13 protein-coding genes are annotated in these 17,794 nt (G+C 55.9%); 8 read left to right on the forward strand and 5 right to left on the reverse strand.

Annotated elements, in window-relative coordinates:
- Positions 1–91 precede the first annotated feature (91 nt).
- Positions 92–1,951 carry a 4-alpha-glucanotransferase gene (locus AMUC_RS08655; RefSeq protein WP_157738269.1) on the reverse strand — a complete coding sequence of 620 codons (1,860 nt, stop codon included), beginning with the start codon at positions 1,949–1,951 and terminating at the stop codon, positions 92–94.
- A 380-nt stretch (positions 1,952–2,331) separates the two neighbouring features.
- On the opposite strand from AMUC_RS08655, the gene AMUC_RS08665 reads away from it, so the two are divergent.
- Complete coding sequence (locus AMUC_RS08665) at positions 2,332–2,940, forward strand: hypothetical protein (protein WP_012420657.1); 609 nt, start codon at positions 2,332–2,334, stop codon at positions 2,938–2,940.
- Between the two features lie 114 nt (positions 2,941–3,054).
- Here the strand turns inward: AMUC_RS08665 and rimO are convergent, their stop codons facing one another.
- Together rimO and AMUC_RS08675 are read right to left on the reverse strand one after the other, a co-directional pair.
- On the reverse strand, positions 3,055–4,413 hold the full coding sequence (rimO, locus tag AMUC_RS08670) for a 30S ribosomal protein S12 methylthiotransferase RimO (RefSeq protein WP_012420658.1): 1,359 nt from the start codon (positions 4,411–4,413) through the stop codon (positions 3,055–3,057).
- Positions 4,414–4,439: 26 nt separating this feature from the next.
- The gene (locus AMUC_RS08675; protein ID WP_012420659.1) at positions 4,440–5,876 is read right to left on the reverse strand and encodes an NfeD family protein; all 1,437 of its coding nucleotides are present in this window, start codon (positions 5,874–5,876) and stop codon (positions 4,440–4,442) included.
- A 179-nt stretch (positions 5,877–6,055) separates the two neighbouring features.
- On the opposite strand from AMUC_RS08675, the gene dnaG reads away from it, so the two are divergent.
- From dnaG to AMUC_RS08700, 5 genes are all read left to right on the forward strand, one after another.
- Positions 6,056–7,855 carry a DNA primase gene (gene dnaG, locus AMUC_RS12100; RefSeq protein WP_012420660.1) on the forward strand — a complete coding sequence of 600 codons (1,800 nt, stop codon included), beginning with the start codon at positions 6,056–6,058 and terminating at the stop codon, positions 7,853–7,855.
- 59 nt (positions 7,856–7,914) lie between these two features.
- Positions 7,915–9,981, forward strand: coding sequence for an RNA polymerase sigma factor RpoD (gene rpoD / locus AMUC_RS13075; RefSeq protein WP_012420661.1), 2,067 nt, complete (start codon positions 7,915–7,917; stop codon positions 9,979–9,981).
- Between the two features lie 74 nt (positions 9,982–10,055).
- Positions 10,056–10,760: a M15 family metallopeptidase gene (locus AMUC_RS08690; protein ID WP_042449107.1), complete on the forward strand. Its 705-nt coding sequence runs from the start codon at positions 10,056–10,058 to the stop codon at positions 10,758–10,760.
- 180 nt (positions 10,761–10,940) lie between these two features.
- Positions 10,941–11,402 carry a hypothetical protein gene (locus AMUC_RS08695; RefSeq protein ID WP_012420663.1) on the forward strand — a complete coding sequence of 154 codons (462 nt, stop codon included), beginning with the start codon at positions 10,941–10,943 and terminating at the stop codon, positions 11,400–11,402.
- A 76-nt stretch (positions 11,403–11,478) separates the two neighbouring features.
- Positions 11,479–11,994, forward strand: a complete 516-nt coding sequence (locus tag AMUC_RS08700) for a hypothetical protein (protein WP_012420664.1) — start codon at positions 11,479–11,481, stop codon at positions 11,992–11,994.
- Between the two features lie 199 nt (positions 11,995–12,193).
- Here the strand turns inward: AMUC_RS08700 and rpiB are convergent, their stop codons facing one another.
- Positions 12,194–13,882: a ribose 5-phosphate isomerase B gene (rpiB, locus tag AMUC_RS08705; protein WP_099421501.1), complete on the reverse strand. Its 1,689-nt coding sequence runs from the start codon at positions 13,880–13,882 to the stop codon at positions 12,194–12,196.
- A 174-nt stretch (positions 13,883–14,056) separates the two neighbouring features.
- On the reverse strand, positions 14,057–16,270 hold the full coding sequence (locus AMUC_RS08710) for a carboxy terminal-processing peptidase (RefSeq protein ID WP_123038863.1): 2,214 nt from the start codon (positions 16,268–16,270) through the stop codon (positions 14,057–14,059).
- Between AMUC_RS08710 and AMUC_RS08715 the strand changes: the two genes are divergently transcribed.
- Together AMUC_RS08715 and AMUC_RS08720 are read left to right on the forward strand one after the other, a co-directional pair.
- Positions 16,269–16,799, forward strand: coding sequence for a hypothetical protein (locus AMUC_RS08715; RefSeq protein ID WP_042448199.1), 531 nt, complete (start codon positions 16,269–16,271; stop codon positions 16,797–16,799). The two genes, AMUC_RS08710 and AMUC_RS08715, sit on opposite strands and share 2 nt — an antisense overlap.
- Positions 16,799–17,764 (forward strand): phosphatidate cytidylyltransferase, encoded by a 966-nt coding sequence (locus AMUC_RS08720; RefSeq protein WP_031931152.1) that lies wholly within the window; start codon positions 16,799–16,801, stop codon positions 17,762–17,764. The genes AMUC_RS08715 and AMUC_RS08720 overlap by 1 nt, the downstream gene beginning before the upstream one ends.
- Positions 17,765–17,794 lie beyond the last annotated feature (30 nt).

Here is a 17,794-nt window from a genome sequence, read left to right on the forward strand (position 1 = left end):
CGTCAGCACGGATAGAAAAAAGGGCACGTTTTCGAAGGAAACGCGCCCTTTTTTGATACTGCGGGGGGGATGTTCCGGCAGGGGGGGACAGCTACAATGTTTTGCCGTTCGGCCACATCAGCATCCGTTTCAGGAAGCGTTCGTTGTTGACGGTGATCTTCGGGAAGAGGCGTTTGCTGGATTCCTTGAGCGCCCTGATGGCGTCTTCACCCTGCAGCGGCGTGCGGCCAGATTCGTCGATGATGGTGCGCAGCCATGCGGTCTGTGGCATGCCGCATGCTTCCACGGCCTTGAAGGGCATGCGTTCCCTCCAGTTGGTCCCTCCCGTAGTGCCGGGAATATTGAGCCGTTTGTTGATGCCGAAGAGAGCAGGCCAGAGAATGGCCGCATAACGGGAACGGGAACGGAACAGAGCGTTGTACATGGCCGTCTTGATTTCCTGGTTCCAGTAGGAAAGACAGGTTTCAGGCTGCATGCCGGAGAAATCCGCAAACCATTTCAGAAGGCGCGCTCCGTCCTCCGCCTGGCGCACGATGTTTTCCTGTTCCGGGCTGGACGGCGTTTTTGGGGAGCCGTTCTCCCACAGGCCCAGCTTGCGGGCGCGTTCGATTTTCGCGTAGCTGTCGTTCCATGTCTGCATGATGGTTTCGAAATCATGCGTTCCGAACGCCGCAAAGGAGCATTCGTGATATTCTTTTCCAGACGTAATGGTTCCGTCCGCCTTGATTTCCCAGTGGGGAATTTTGAAACCGGGGATATCCAGCTGCCGCATGTTCGGGCGCACGTAGTCCGGAACGCAGCCCAGGTCTTCCCCCACCACGCTGACGCCGGGGGCGGCGGAAAGCAGAAGGCGCAGGTACAGGTCCCCGTCCGCCAGGTTCATGTTGCGGTCCGCTGCATTGTCATCCCCGCGCGGCTTGAAGCCGGGCAGCCTTCCGCCCGTTCTCTGGGCAGCCTGATCGGGGGAAAGCGGCAGGAAGACCCCGTTTTCCGTGGGTTTCCACGGGAAGGAGTAAATGCGGTAAAAGCCCAGGATGTGGTCGATCCTGTACATGCTGAAAATCTTGGTGCAGTATTTTACCCGGCGGCGCCACCAGGCGAAGTTGTCCTGCGCCATGACATCCCATCTATACAGCGGAATGCCCCAGTTTTGCCCCCATTTGGCCGTGAATGGGTCTTCCGCATAGCTGCCTTCCGCCGGGGCTCCTCCGCACCATTCCGTGTCAAACAGGTGGCGTTCAAAAAAGACGTCGGCGCTGGAAAGGGAAACGCCAATGGGGATATCCCCCATCAGCTTCACATTGCGTTCGTCCGCATAAATACGGATGAATTCCCACTGTTTTTCACAGAGCCACTGGAGCCAGCGGGCAAAATCCTTTTCTTCCTCGTAATCGGCGGCAATGGCCTTGGCCCGCGCCGGATCCTGTTCCGGCCAGTGCCACCAGATTTCCGTGCCGAACAGGTCGCAGAGAATCTGGAAACAGACAAAGTCTTCCAGCCAGCTCCCCTGTTCTTTCACCCATTCCCTGAATTTGGGCATAATGCACTCATATTCCGGCTTGGTTTTGAAATTGTTCCAGGCTCCCCGCAGAATCCACATTTTCCAGAATCTGACCTTGGGGTAGTCCACCAGATCCGGGCCGGAGGGCTGTTCCCACGGCAGCGTGTCCCCCGTTTCATTGAATACGCGTTCTTCCAGGCCGGGTATGGTCCAGGGTTCCAGGGAAAGGTACAGGGGTTCCAAAGCTACGGAGCTGATGGCGGAATAGGGAGAGGGGCATTCGTCCCTGCCCAGGGCATTGACGGGGAGCAGCTGGAGGAACCCCACATGGGCATCCGCCGCCCAGTCAATCCATTGGCGCAAGGCCGTCAGGTCCCCGATTCCGTGGTCATTGTTACGGCGCAGGGAGAACAATGGCAGAACTACGCCGGCTAATCTTTTCTCATCCATATCAGAACGCATTACTTGAGCGGTTCCCCCGGATGGACCTGCGTCAGCCGTTGGAACAGTAAGCGCCAGAATAGCATTTCCGGCAGGAAGGCGGCAAGCTTAATACGTTGTCTCCGCGCCATGCTTTGCGGTTTTTCCTGGGAACTGGAGCAGGGGGGACGGTAAGACAGGCTGTTTATTTTCCGCCGCAGAAATAAACGCCTCACCGGGAATCCGATTATTTGTTCGGGATGCAGTTCGGAAGCGGCATGGTTTTCTCTGCGGGAAACAGCATGAACCGGAGGGAAAGGCGGAATTTTTCTTTTAGAAACAGTCTCTGGCGAAGACAGGCGCAAATTCTGCTTCCATCCGTAATCCCCGGCAATTAAGATAATCTGCAAATGAAATTGCTTTTTCTCCCTTCCGCTTTGCTGGTGTTGCTGGCCTCCTGCGGTCCGAACAAGCATGTGAATGCCTGGGACCGCCAGAGTTCTGCGTTGGATCCCGTGGGAATCACTTCCAAGAAAATGGCGGCTAAAAACAAGGCGGAGCAGGCATTTTACAAGCCTGGGGAAGCCGTTACGTTCAAGAAGGACAGAATGATGGTGTTTGAACAGAATCCGGAAAGTAATTTTTCCACAAGCGGAACCGTCAGGGGTGGGGTGAAAACCGGGAAGGTGCTGGTCTGCGGGGACTTGTTCGCCAAAGTCGAATTTGAAGACGGCAGCCAGGGTTACGTAAGCCTCTCGGAGATTGTTAATCCGCAGGAAATGATGGGTTTTTATCCTGTTTCCGCTTCCGATCTAATTGGTCCGGACGGAGCTTTGCTTCCTTTGCCCTCAAACATGGGCGCCGTCAGCCCGGAAGCCGCCGCTTCCCGTGAGCTGGATATATCCCGGATGAATACCTCTCTGGTTCCTGTTCCGAATTCCGTTTCTCCGTCGGGAGCTGCGTCTCAGGAAGCTCCTCCGGAAAACGTTCCCCTGCCTGAATCCAGCGTGAAGCAGTAGGGCCTTTGCAGAAAATCCGGAAAGCCGGGCGGAAAACAGGAGGCAATATACGTCGGCCTGCGCTTCGCCTGTATTTTTGTTCCCGGGTTCTTTCCGACAGGCACGGAAGCAATTTTATTCCGCCGTCAATTCATACGCAACGGCATCCGTTACGGTGACAGTGGCGAATTGCCCGACGGGCAGCGTCAGAGGAACGGAGACGGTTCCGTCAATGTCCGGAGCATCCCATTCCGTTCTGGCGACTCCGGGAGCATCCACCAGCACGCGTATTTGCCTGCCGATTTGTTCCTGGCCCGTTTCCGAAGCGAGACGCGCCAGCAACAGGGTGGCTTCATTGTAGCGGCGAGCCTTGGTGCGGTGGTGCACCTGGTTGGGCATCTTGTAGGCTTTTGTCCCTTCCTCCCGTGAGAAGGTGAAAATGCCGGCGCGTTCAAAACGGAATTCCTCGATAAACTCCATCAGTTCCTGATGGTCGTCTTCCGTTTCTCCGGGGAATCCGGTGATGAAGGTGGTGCGGATGGCGATGCCCGGAACGGCCTTCCGGATATTCCGGAGCAACGTGCGGATATAGTTTCCGTCCGTTACGCGCTGCATGGCGTCCAGCATATTATCGGAAATATGCTGTAGGGGAATGTCTACATAGCGGGCCACTTTGGGGCATTCCGCGATGGCTGCGGTCAGTTCGTCGCTCCAGTGGGCGGGGTGGGTGTAGAGCAGCCTGATCCAGAATTCTCCCTCAATGGCGTTCAGAGCGCGGAGCAGGGAAGCCAGGGATTCTCCGCGGGAGGAATCCACCGCGCTGCGGCGGTTTGGGCGCGCATCCGTCCATTTATCCATGCCGTAATAGGTGATGTCCTGCGCGATGAGGCAGATTTCCTTCACGCCGGACCGGATAAGGGTTTCCGCTTCACGCACTACGTCCTGCTGGGAACGGCTGCGGTGGCGTCCGCGGATCATGGGAATGATGCAGTAGGCGCAGCCGTGGTTGCAGCCTTCCGCTATCTTGATGTAGGCCGTGTGCGGCGGGGTAAGGCGGTAGCGCGGCGTGTTCCAGTCAGGAACGTACCTGCATTTTCCTTCAATGAAGTTCCGGTCCTGTATGGTCCGGTCCATCACTTGAGTGATGATTTCCGGCAGTTTGGTGATTTGGTCCGGACCGATAAAGGCGTCCACCTCCGGAAGCAGGGCGGGCAGTTCCTTCCGGAAGCGCTGGGACAGGCAGCCCGCCACGATGAGTTTCTGGTTTTCCGGATAAGCCCCATTTTCCCGGGCACGCACGATGTCCAGAATGGCATCGATGGCTTCCTGCTTGGCCTGGTCAATGAAAGCGCAGGTATTGACCACCATTACGTCCGCGAGTTCCGGTTCCGGAGTCATGGTCATGCCGGCTTTTTGCAGGTGGCCGATCATGATTTCAGAGTCAACCAGATTCTTGGGGCAGCCCAGGGAAATGAGTCCAACGGTGAGAGGCATGGCAGTAGATAAGAAGCGTGATGGCGTCAATCCCCGGAGGGGGAGTCGTCCTTGACGACGACGAGGTCGAATGGCCGGATGTCCACGACGCGCACAGGGGTACCCTTAATCAGTATGCCTTGTCGAGAGAAAACCTCGCATATTTCGCCATGAATCATGGCTTTTCCATTGGGTTTCAGCTCCGTGACTGCGTTCCCGCGGTCTCCTACCTGAACGCGCGCGATATTGACCGCTTCCCCGGCGGAACCTCCGCTGACCGTGGCGTTGGTAACGCGGCGCATCAGGATGGAATCCGGGAGGTATTTCATCAGCAGGGCAATCAGAAGGGAGCCTCCGGTCAGGCCCAGGGCCAGTTTCAGAAGGGGGATGCCCAGGACTGCCGCCAGCGTGTTGACGTCATCCCACTGTCCGTCCCGGATGATATGGTCCCATTCCCAGGAGCTGACCATGCCGCCGAACAGGGCCAGAAAGATGCAGACGCCGCCCGCAATGGCCGCAATGAATGTGCCCGGGATAACGAAGAATTCCACGCAAAGAAGGACTATGCCCAGAACGAGCAGGGCCGCCGTCTCATAGCCGGCCAGATTCCCGGCAATGTTGTTGCCGAAGAAGAACAGGGCAAACGCGGCAATGGCCACAATGCCGCCGATGCCGAATCCCGGCGTTTTAAATTCCATGTAAATGCCGCCGATGCCCAGCAGGATCAGGATGGGGGAAGCCCATGCAATCCAGAGGCCGATGCGCTCAAAGGCCGTAGGTTCCGCCGTGACCACGGGGGCATTTACTTTCTCCTGGGCCAGCAGGTCCGTGACGGAGGAGGCTGTGCCCTGGGCCAGCAGGGGCCTGCCGTCTTCCAGACGCGCGGCGGCTTCCTTGCCCGTTAGGGTCAGGAGCGCGCCTTTTTCCAGTTTGACGGGGCCGAACTGCTGTTCCTGGTCGGACGGGATCATCATGGCTTTCACCACTTCCGGGCGGTAACCCTTTTCCGTCACGACGGAGCGGGTAAAGGCCCAGAAGGCGCTTTCCGCTTTCTTGCGCATGACGGTATCCATTTCCTCTCCGGATGAGGTGATGATGCCCGCTGCGCCGATGGAGGAGACGGGAGCCATGTAAATTTTGTCGCACGCCGCGGAGATGAGCGCCCCGGCAGACATGGCCCTGGGGTTTACGTAGGCGTAGGTGGGAATGGTGAGCGGCTGGATGCTTTTCATCATCATCTCGCTGGTCTCCCAGGCCAAACCGCCGGGCGTGTTCAAATCGAATATTACCGCGCGAGCCTGCTCCTCCTGCGCCCTTTTCAGGATGCGGTTCATGAAGCCGAAGCTTTGTTTGCTGGTCAGGGAGTCCTCCCCTACGGGGATGACGACTACCCTGTCGCGGAAGGTTTCCTCCGCGGCCGCCCGGAAGGGGGCGCCGGCAAACAGGGCCAGCAAAGCCAGCAACAGAAGGTGAATGCGCTTCATACGGGCAGGCTAGCATGTTCCGCTCCCGCGCTCAATGGGGAAATGTGTTCCTCCGGGGCGGGAAGCCGCCGGTGCTGCGCCGTCTTTTCCCTGCCTGTGGAGGCCTTGTTTCCTCGCATGGCGTTCCGATTCTGTATTCTTGTGCACCCGTACCCCTTGTGATAGACTGGTTCCGCCTTATGGGAAGGATTGATGAAGACAGTATCCGGCGCGTTCTGGAGGCCACTGACATTGTAGATGTGGTGGGATCCTATCTTCCCCTGAAAAGGGCCGGTTCCCGGTGGAAGGCATGCTGCCCGTTCCACAATGAAAAGACGCCTTCCTTTATTGTGGACCAGAGTCGGCAGAATTTTAAATGCTTTGGCTGCGGGGAAGGAGGGTCTGCCATCACTTTTGTGATGAAGATGGAGAACCTGGGATTTGCGGATACCGTGCGAAGGCTGGCGGAAAAAGCCGGAATCTCCATTGTGGAGGAGGTCTATGACGCAGCGGAGGAAAGGCGGCGCAAGGCACGCACGGCTTTGCTGGTGGCCCACAAGAAGGCGGCTGGGTTTTTCCACAGGCTCCTGCTTTGTTCCCCGAAGGCGGCGGAGGCCAGGGCTTACCTGAATTCCCGCGGATACGGGGCAGACATGGCGAAACGCTGGCAGGTAGGGTGGGCACCTGACTCCTCGCGGGAGTTTCTGGCCTGGGCCCGCAGGGAGGGGATCCCGGATCAGGTGCTGATAGATTCCGGTCTCGCCAACCGCGGAGAACGGGGAGATTTGTACGCCCGCTTCCGGGACAGGCTGATGTTCCCCATCAACAATGTGTACGGAGAATGTGTGGCGTTTTCCGGCCGCATTCTGCGGCCTCAGGAAAACGTAGGCAAGTACGTTAATTCCCCGGAGACGGCCATTTTCAAAAAGGGGGACGTGGTGTTTGCCCTGGACAAGGCGCGCGGCCCTATGGGAAAAAGCGGCAAAGCCCTGTTGTGCGAGGGGCAGATAGACGTCATTGCCTGCCACGAGGCGGGTATTTCTTTTGCCGTAGCCCCTTTGGGGACGGCGTTTACTCCGGAGCATGCCCGGATTCTTTCACGCTATGCTTCACGGATAGTGTTGTGTTTTGACGCGGACAAGGCGGGCATGGCTGCGGCGGACCGGGCTTTCCGTGAACTGGCCCCTTTTGGCAAGGATATTTACCTGGTGAACCTTCCTGCCGGGGACGATCCGGATTCTTTCATGAAGAGGGAGGGGAAAGAGGCTTTTTCTGGGATGGTGGAGCGGGCCCGTTCCTTCTTTGAGGTTCGCATTGAACGGGCCAGGGAGAGCGGTTTGTTGGATGACGCCGCTTCCAGCGCCGCTTTTGCCCGTGAGATGACGGCCCTGCTGGCCTGCATGAGCGATTCGGTGGCCCGGGACCTGGCTACGGCTGACGTAGCCACGCGCATGCGCATGGCTGCGGATAATTTGCGCGGCGCCGTCAGAATGGCCGGACGCCGGAAGGGGCAGGAACAGGCCCAGTCCGCAGAGCGTAAGACGGCTGAGGAGGTTCCGCAGCATCCTCCTGTGAAAATGGATCGCGCCGTGGCCGTGCTCTGTGAACTGGCCCTTCAGAATTCCCGTGCCCAGGGGCTTATCGTGGACCGCATTGAAGAATTGCTGGAGCCGATGCGGCTGCTGCAGGGCGGAGGCATCTTAAAAAAAATTCTGGCCAGGCTGCCTTCTCCGGACAGCCCCGCGGCCGTTCAGGCTTTTCTGGTGTCTCTGCCTCAGCCGGAACGGGATGCCCTGGGCATGCTGAATCTGGAGCCCATACCTATTCCCGATGTGGACAGGAGCGTACAGGAAGCCTGCTCCGGCATTGCGAAGGCCGCTTTGGAGAGGCACATCGCCTCCCTGATGGCGGAACTGGCGGATCCCTCCACGGATGCTGCCAGAAGGCTGGAATTGTCCAAACTTAGTGTTGACTTGAAGCGTTTGCTGGGTACAATGTAGTGCCTCGATACCTCCGGGTATTGATATAATGGTGAATTGTGCCCTCTTCTTTTCAAGATATGTCCAAATCCGGTGACCCATCCCCCTCTTCTCCCAAGAAGACTTCCGCCAACAAAAAAGCTTCTGAATCCAAGGAAAAAATAGCGGCCCGGCCCGCCGCAAAAAATTCCAAAACCGCTCCGAAGGCGGCTCCTGTCAAAAAAAACTCTGCCAAGGCTGCCGCTCCGGCTGCGGAAAAGGCCGCCGCCAAGCCCGTTGCGGAAAAAAAGGCCCCGGCAAAAAAAGCGTCTCCGGCTTCTGCCTCCAAGAAGGCGGCGCCGTCCGCCAAAAAGACTCCGGCAAAGGCGCCTGAAGCTGTCCCTGCCAAGAAAGCTCCAGCCAAGGCTGCGGAGAAGAAGCCGGCTGAGAAGAAGGCCGCCAAACCTGCCGCGAAGGAGGAAACGCCCAAAAAATTAAGCGAAATACTGGAAGAGGAACGCAAGAGGGCTGCCAGCCGCAAGATCACGAATCCGATTGACGCTCCGGAAATTCAGGAAAAAATCCGTGAACTTATCAAGCTCGCCAAGGAACAGGGGTATCTGACTTTTGACGATATTAATGACTCCCTTCCCAACGACATTGTCGATCAGCAGGATTACGAGGCCATCATGGACCGCCTGCGCAGCATGGCGTTTGACATCATTGACGCGTCTGATGTGGACAGCTACACGGACCGCACCCGCATCAGCACGGAAGAAGAGGACGAAGAGGAAAAGCTCGAAGCCAAGATGGACATTCTGGATGATCCCGTCCGCATGTACCTGAAACAAATGGGCCAGGTTTCCCTGCTTACCCGTGAAGAGGAAGTGGCCATTTCCAAGAGAATTGAGGACGCGGAACAGAACGTCCAGCGCTGTGTGCACCGCTTCGGTTTCATCGCGAATGCCTATCTGGACGTAGCCTATCGCCTGCTCGACAATGAGGAACGCTTTGACCGCGTTATCCTTGACAAAAAGATAGACTCCCGTGAGCGCTATATGAAAGGGCTGGCCCAGCTCTGCGCCCAGATACAGCAGACCCATCAGGACGCATCCGGTTCCTTCCGCAAGCTGTACCGCAGCAAGGAGGCGGCCAAGTCCGTCAAGGCCCGCCAGGCCGAATTCGACAAAGTTGCCGGCGCTTTGGTGAAGTTCTTCGGTCGCCTGTATTTCAAGCACAAGGTGATTGAGGATTTCTGTTCCATGATTGACGAGGCCCGCGACCGCGTGCTCCGCATGCAGAAGAAGGTTGCCCTGGAACCGGACAACAAGGAACTCAAGGAACATCTGGCAGAGCTGGAGCTTCGCATGTGGATGACTGCGGATGAGATGGGAGATGCCTACCAGGAACTCCGCAAATGGCTTCGCGAAGCCCGCAGGGCCAAGGATGAAATGGTGGAGGCCAATCTGCGCCTGGTCATTTCCATTGCCAAAAAATATACCAACCGCGGCCTCTCCTTCCTGGATCTGATTCAGGAAGGCAACATGGGCCTGATGAAAGCGGTGGAAAAATTTGAATACCGCCGCGGCTACAAATTCTCCACCTATGCCACCTGGTGGATTCGCCAGGCCATCACCCGCTCCATTGCAGACCAGGCCCGCACCATCCGCATTCCCGTGCACATGATTGAAACCATCAATAAATTGATGCGCGTGCAAAAGCAGTTGGTGCAGGAGTACGGTAGGGAACCCACTCCGGAAGAAATCGCGGAAGAAATCCATCTGCCTGTGGAACGCGTGCGTTCCGTTTTGAAAATGGCCCAGCAGCCCATTTCCCTGCAAGCCCCCGTGGGGGATTCCGACGATACCTCCTTTGGTGACTTTATTGAAGACAAGGCGGCGGAAAATCCCATGGAGGAAGCCTCCTTCTCTTTCCTGAAAGAAAAAATCAAGGATGTTCTGGACACCCTCACGGATCGTGAACGCGAAGTTATTGAACAGCGCTTCGGCCTCCGGGACGGCAGTCCCCGCACTCTGGAGGAAGTGGGCCGCCAGTTCAGCGTCACCCGCGAACGCATTCGCCAGATTGAAGCCAAAGCCCTCCGCAAGCTGCGCCATCCCACGCGCATCAGCAAGATCAAGGGATTCCTGGAAATGACGGAATCCTAACCGGATTTGCGCCGCATGCCGTGCTACGCTTTGTGGTCATGAAGACTTGCGTAGCTGCGGTATGCAGCATGTTCATGTTACTGGTTTCCTGTTCCGGCAGCAGGGAATTCAAACCGGCGTTCAATCAGCCCCTTCAGCCCGTGATGCAGCCGGGCTTTGTGTATGTGGATCAGGTGGCTCCGCTGGTGAAGACTAATTTGAAATATGCCGGGTATGACAATTTTGTAGGGCGTCCGCTGGACGGTTACCACGGTCGGCGCGCCATCCTGCGCACCCAGGCGGCGCAGGCGTTGAAAAAAGTCTCGGAAGATTTGTATCGTCAGGGTTACCTGCTGGAAATTTATGACGCCTACCGTCCCCATACCGCCGTGCTGGACATTTGCAAATGGGGAGCTGACGACGGGGACCAAAAGATGAAGTCCCGGTATTATCCCCATATTGACAAGGCCAAGGTGTTCGGAGACCACTATGTGCGCGATTTTTCGGAACATTCCCGGGGTGTGGCTGTGGATGTTTCCCTGCTGTACGCCAAGACCGGAAAGCCGGTGGATATGGGCGGCCATCATGACCTGCTGGATCCCAGTTCCACCACAGACTCCACATTAGTGACTCCGTCCCAACGCAGAAACAGGATGATTCTGAAAACGGCTTTTGAAAAACAGGGTTTTGCCAATTATGCTCCGGAATGGTGGCACTATCGCCTGTTGAATGAGCCTGAACCTACCCTGCATTATTACTTTCCCGTGTGGGACGGCATGACTTCCGCGGGCAGGCCATAAAAAAATTTTACATATCAAATTTTGTAAAAATTTGTTTGTTAGCTGAGTGGTCGGCTCCGTGCTGATTCCTATCAAGCAGAATGTAGAAGATCGTACTGACACTTGGAAAGGATACATTAGAGTAGAAAAAGCAGAACGGCATTATTTCCTCATCGACGGAGACGATGTTATGACTCTCCAATGGCGCGAGTCATCTATGCGGAAGCCGATACGAAGGGTGCCGAGATAAGGACGAGTGCATTGGTGATGTTGAATCGTCCCGGCAGCACGAAAGGGAATGCTTATCGAAATCCCTTGTTGAGTATATTGACGGAATTTGGCGAAATCAAAGACGGTAAGAATCCTGATTGGGCCTCCGTAATAAATCAGCAATATGCCAAGGTTGAAGTGGATGAGTACAGGGATATTGACAGGCTGAGCTGTGAAAAACTGGAAGAAGCCAGAAAGGCGCTCCTTGAGGTTCTGAGCGGTGGCGTGACTGTTCCTTATGATGAATTTAGAACGGCAGTCACTACTCCCACGCCTCATGTCACTATTGGCGGAACTGACTTTTTGACTGAAAAGCAGTATCGGAACTGTATTGTCAAACCAGACGGATGCGATAGTTTGTCTGTCTGGCCCGGTGGACCTTTGGATAGATAAATCATTCTGAAGCATCATCAGGCGGATCAGGTGATTGAGACTTGAGCCGTCTTTTTGACGAAGTAATATCTGGAGGATGAATGCCTCTCTTAAAACGCTTCTTTTCTCTTGCCGCACGGTTCCCCTTGTTATGGCTTTTGACGTGCCTTCTCCCCTTGTCGATCATCCTCCGGTGGATGTTGCCGCCTTGCGTTTTCACAAGCAGGAGATGACTTTTCTGGAAAACTGTTTCCGGGAGAATCCGGATAACAAAGTAATTTGGCAGGCGGACCATGAAGCCGCATTAGTGTGGAGAACGCCGAGGGGAGCCAATTTTAACAGTTATGAATTTAAGGCTTTTCTGCGCCAGCAGGACGGTTCATTCATGGAAATGGGGAGGTATTCCGTCATGTCTAGCTATGGATATTGGGATGAAAAAAATATCCAATTCTCCGATAAAGGATTTCAGGTTGTTTTAATTGCGGATGGAGGAGCAACGCATGCAAGTCATCAGTTCTATTATTCCCAACCTGCCGCTACCTTTGTTTTCCGGTTGGGCCGGGAAGAGGGCAAATGTTCCAACGAGGAAGTGTGGATGGACAATGGCAGTTGATTTCCAAACCGGTTTGTCTGCAATATAGGAGGGGAAAAGTGCAGTTTGGATGAACCCCGGCCATTCCTTGACGAAGAGGTTTTTTTGTTGCGGGCGTCTTGGCCGCGCGTATCGGGGGCCGTAAATACGGATTTTTGATGAAAAGGCCGTTCCGCGGTAAAGGCGGAACGGCCTGAAAAGCGTTTATACGCAGGAGATGTTAATGAGGCAGGCGGAAGTTGCGGTTAAACGCGGAAACTTCTTCCTTAAGCTGGGAGAAGCCTTCCGGATTCGGGCATACCTGGTCACCTACGTACAAGGCCAGCGCACGCGCAATGAATTCAGCCACCTGTTCCACGTCTTTTTCCTTCATGCCGCGAGTGGTTACGGCAGGCGTACCGATGCGGATGCCGGAAGGTTTCATGGGAGAACCCGTGTCAAACGGGATGGCGTTCTTGTTTACGGTGATGCCTACGCGGTCCAGGGCTTCCTGCGCATCTGCACCGTTAATGCCTTTGTTGCGGAGGTCTACCATGAATACGTGGTTGTCCGTACCGTTGGAGACGACGCGGAAGCCGAGTTCCGCCATTTTGGCCGCCATGGCCTTGGCGTTTTTGACAACCTGGGCCGCATAGTCCTTGAATTCGGGCTTCAGAGCTTCTCCGAAACAGGCCGCCTTGGCGGCAATGATGTGCATGAGGGGGCCGCCCTGCATTCCGGGGAAGACGGCTGCATCCAGTTTTTTGGCGTATTCCTCCTTGCAGATGACGAAGCCGCCGCGGGGGCCGCGCAGGGATTTATGCGTGGTGGAGGAGACGAAGTCCGCATGGGGAACCGGATTCGGGTGCTGCCCCCCGGCCACCAGGCCCGCGATGTGGGCCATGTCCACGAACAGGTAGGCACCGCAGGCCCTGGCAATCTGGCCCATGCGTTCAAAGTCGATTGTGCGTGAGTAGGCGCTTGCTCCCGCCGTGATCATTTGCGGCTTTACCTCCAGAGCCAGTTTTTCCAAAGCATCATAGTCAATAGCTTCCGTTTCCTGGGATACGCCGTAGTGAACCACATTGTACAGTTTGCCGGAGAAGTTGGCCCGGTGTCCGTGGGTGAGGTGGCCGCCGTGGGAGAGATCCATCGTGAGAATGGTGTCGCCCGGCTTCAGAACAGAGAAGTAAACGGCCATGTTGGCCTGGGAACCGGAGTGGGGCTGCACGTTGGCATGATCCCCGCCGAAAATTTTCAGCACGCGGTCAATGGCGAGCTGTTCCACTTTGTCCACCACCTCGCAACCGCCATACCAGCGCTTGCCGGGATAGCCTTCCGCGTATTTGTTGGTCAGCAGGGAGCCCTGGGCTTCCCGGACGGAGGGAGAGGTGAAATTTTCGGAGGCAATCAGCTCAATGTTGTTGCTTTCCCGGCGTCCTTCCTCCTGGATGAGGCCCGCCAGTTCCGGGTCCGTCCATTGCAGGGGGCTACCGGAGGATTTAACGACGCGGCGTTCATGGCGTCCGCCTTCAAAGTCAGCATGCAGCCAGGCGTCCAGGACGTCTTCCACACTTTCATTGTCCACATAGGCGGAAGCCAGGCAGAGCAGGTTGGAATCATTGTGCTGGCGGGAAAGGGCCGCAGCAGGGGCCGTGCGGCAGAGGGCGGCGCGGACGCCCACCCAGCGGTTGGCGGCAATGCTCATGCCGATGCCGGACCGGCAGATAAGGATGCCGCGGTCGTTGGTGCCGTCAGCAATGCTGCTTGCGACTGCATTGGCGTAGTCGGAATAATCACAGGAATTTTTGGTCATGGTTCCCATGTCGGTCACTTCATGACCCCATGCCTTGAGGAGTTCTGCTACGGTTTCCTTGAGATCGACTCCGGCGTGATCCGCGCCGATGGCAATTTTGTATGTCGTATTCATGGTGGTGCTCATTGCTGACGGGCAAAAATACTGCCTTATTTCCCTCCGGCTGGCAAGCCCCGGATTCATTTCGGGCTGTTCGGGAGGCACGGCTCCCGGAATTGCCTCGGAAAAAAGAACCCCGGTTCCCTGAATGGGACCGGGGCGGCAAGGAGGTTCGCGAGGAGCGAGCCGTTATTTTCCGGAGGATTCCAGCTTCAGCATATCCTGGACGATGTTGATGCCTTCGCGGAGTTCCGGATCAAGGCCGGAGGGGTATTCCGGGGAGTCGTCCAGTTCTGCCGTGGGGTCTTCCGCCAGGTGCATGAATTGTTCATTGTCTTTTTCCGGATCCGCCAGGGGCAGCTCCTTGGCGTTGACGTCATCCAGCGTCAGGCGGTAAATTTTGTATTTGGTTGCGTCTTCCCTGGCCATTTCCGCGAAGCGGATTTTACGTTCCTTGTTGATGGATTTGCGGCGTTCTTCCAGGGCGGAGTTTTCCTGTTCCCGGATTTTCTTGTTCAGGGAAAGCTTGTTGTCCTTGATGCGCTGTTTCATCATGGCGATATCTTCCCTGGCAATCTGGAGGTCGCGGTCTTTTTCCACGCGCTTCGCGCTGGCATCTTTCAGCACGGGCAGCATGGCCGCGATGGAGGAGTCCTTTTTGTAGTTGGTGCAGGGCGTAATCTGGTCATAGGGCATCGCGTAGTCCAGAATGTCTTCTCCCAGCTCGAATGCCGCCGTAGCGGTGGGAAGCTGGATATCGCTTTCCACGCCTTTGAGCTGGGTGGAGCCGCCCGCCACACGGTAAAATTTCTGGGTAGTGACTTTCAGCAGGCCCGCACGGTCTCTGGCCGCGAAGAAAGGCAGGTATTGGCCGATGTCCACAGGCTGCTGCACAGACCCCTTCCCGAAGGTGGATTCATCCCCCACAATCACGGCGCGGCCGTAATCCTGAAGGGCCGCGGCCAGAATTTCAGAGGCGGATGCGCTGAGTTTATTAATGAGCACCACAATGGGGCCATTGAAGAGTTTCTGGCGGTTGTGGGCGGATTTGATATCCACGTTGCCGCGGGTGTCCTTGATTTGTACCACGGGGCCGTTTCCGGTAAAGAAGCCCGTCATCAGGCGCACTTCCTCCAGGGAACCGCCGCCGTTGCTACGCAGGTCAATTACCAGGCCATCCACATTTTCCTTGTTCATCCGTTCCAGGATTTTTTTGACATCCTTGGCACAGCGGCGGTCTCCGCCTTCCATGTCTGCGTAGAAGGAGGGAAGGCTCAGCACGCCAATGCGGTTCCTGCCTTCCGGAGCTCCGGTAAGTTCAATGATTTCACCTTTGGCAAGTTCATCCTTCAGAGGTACCTTGGAGCGGGTCAGCGTAATGATTTTGGCCTGTCCGGGGGCGTCTGCCGGCTCTACTTTCAGGCGCATCTGGGTATTTTCGGCTCCGCGGATCATATCCACCACTTTGTCCAGCTTCATGAACAGGATATCCACCATTTCTCCGGAGTTGTCGGAGTCAATGGCAACGATGCGGTCGTTCAGCTTCAATTCTCCGGATTTGTCAGCCGGTCCTCCCACAACGATACCGGTAATTTTGGTGGAACCGTCGTCTTCACTGCCCAACAGGGCGCCGATGCCGGTGAGTTCCGTACCCATGGAGATTTTGAAACGGTCCACCTGGCGCGCACCCATGTAATCCGTATGCGGGTCATACGTCAAGGCTACGGCGCTGAGCAGTGTTTCCGCTACGTCTTCCAGATCCGTTTCCTGAATATTGCGTTGAATGCGTTCATAACGCATAAGCAGTTTTTCCTCCGCGGGTTTTTCATTGGCCAGGGGATCGGGCTTGTTCTGTTCCTTGGCCAGGCGCGCTACGGTTTCACGGCGCAGGATTTCGGACAGGAGCTGTTCCTCCACCATGTCTTTCCAGACCTGCTGCATTTCCGCCTCATCCTTGGGCCACGCGGCTGTTTTGCGGCGGGAACGTTCGATAGACTTGTCTTTGTCAAAGGTGAAGCCTCCCTTTTTCAGCAAATCCCGCGCATAGGAGATGCGCTGCATGGCGCGCTGGCGGTAAAGGGCGTGCATGGCCTGGGCCGCATCCATCATCTGGCCGGACATAAGGTAGTCGTCCAGCTCCTTACCGTATTTTCTTTTGAGGGCGTCTACGTCCTGCTGGGTGAAGAATATTTTGTTGGGGTCTACCTTGCGCAGGTAGGTTTCCAGGAATTTAGTGGATAGTTCATCGCTGAATTCTTTGCGGGAGAAGTGGAAATTCTGGAGCAGCAGGGACATTTGCTTGCCCACCTGGTTGAAGTCCGTAGCCGCAGAGGCGCAGGAAGTAATGGCGGCTGCGGCCAGGGCCGAGAATGCGGTGAGTCTAATCCAACGGAATGAGTGCATGTTCATAACGGAAAAGGGTGCGTTTTTTTCCATTTGGGGAAAAAGCTGGCGCCGGGATGTAAGTGTTACTGATTTGCAGGTGATTGTCTATCTTATAAAACGTCCACATGACGCTATTTTGCTCTCCTTGTTTCCGGAAGGGGACAAGAGTAAATGGAAGCCGGTTCATCCGGAAATATCCGGCGGCGGCAGGGGGAGGAAAGAAGAGAATTCATGGGTGGATAAATCCACCATAAAGTTTGAAATTTTGTGCGGAAGTCCGGCATTTGTCATATTGGAGCTGCATGGAAATGGATTTCATTTTACGGATGTTTTTTTTGCATTTTTTTCGCTTTTTGTTGTTGCGTGCTTTCTTTGGTTTTCCGTTGCTGCATCCTTCCCGGAGAGGGAAAAGTGGCGGGATGACTGCTTTCCTGTTTGCAGCGGGGAGGGTGAGGATGGGGAGAACGGACGTTTTCCGAAGAGACGCCGCAGGAAAGGAAGCATTTCAGGATTGAGGTTGCAACGGTTTTCTGTACACTTCGCGTGATGATGAGCATACCGAATCGGGACAAGAGTTTTTCCGGAAGCAAGATGGGTGTTCTGCTGCAGCGTTCATTCAGCACCGTGGTTTTGCTTGGGTTGCTGGCCGGGGCTTTGTGGTGGGACTGCGAACTTGGGTATTACGGTCTGGTCTGCATTTTCTGTATTTTGGCCGCCTGGGAATGGCGGCACATGCTGCTGCGTTCCGGAAAAGCCTCCCAGCCGAACTTGAGCTTTCTTTTCGGAGTGGCGTACCCCGTATTGCTGTCCTGGTCATGCTGCATCACTAAATTCCGGGAAAGCGCCCTTGCGGAACAGGTTTCTTTCCTCATCCCCCTTCCTCTTCTGGTGGCACTTGCCGCTCCGGTCCTCCTGGTAGTGGTTGCCTTCATCCGTGAGATGAAGCACCCGGTGGATGGAAGCAGGGCTCTCCGTTCCGTGGGTACTACGCTGCTTTCCTTTATTTATCCCGTCTGGCTGTTCTCTTTTGCCATTCTGGCCCTGCATCTGGCGTATATGAGGGCGGGGTATGTTTATCCGGCCATTGTCATGTGTGTGCTGTGGGTCGTTCTGGTAACGAAGATGGCGGACATTTTTGCCTACGTGAGCGGGTTCCTGCTGGGCGGCCGCCTTTTTTCCCGCAGGCTCATTCCCCACATCAGCCCCAAGAAAACGTGGGAGGGCCTCCTCGGTTCCTGGGTGCTGACGAATGCGGCGGCCATAGGGCTGGTTTTCCCGATGTTCAGAATTTCCGTCTTGTCCATAACCCAGGTACTGGTACTGATGGGATGCACATCCCTCATTTTCCTGCTTTCCGTTTACGGGGATCTGGCCGGGTCCCTGGTTAAACGCAGCCTGGCCATCAAGGATTCCGGTTCCCTGCTGCCGGGGATAGGAGGAATTTTTGATTTGATTGACAGCCCTTCCTTTACCGTGCCGTTTTTCTGGTTTCTGCTGGCCTGCATCGGCTGAATGTCCCCGGCACGAACGGATTCCCTGTAA

It is taken from the genome of Akkermansia muciniphila ATCC BAA-835, from assembly GCF_000020225.1.
In the GTDB taxonomy this organism is placed as follows: Bacteria; Verrucomicrobiota; Verrucomicrobiia; order Verrucomicrobiales; family Akkermansiaceae; genus Akkermansia; species Akkermansia muciniphila.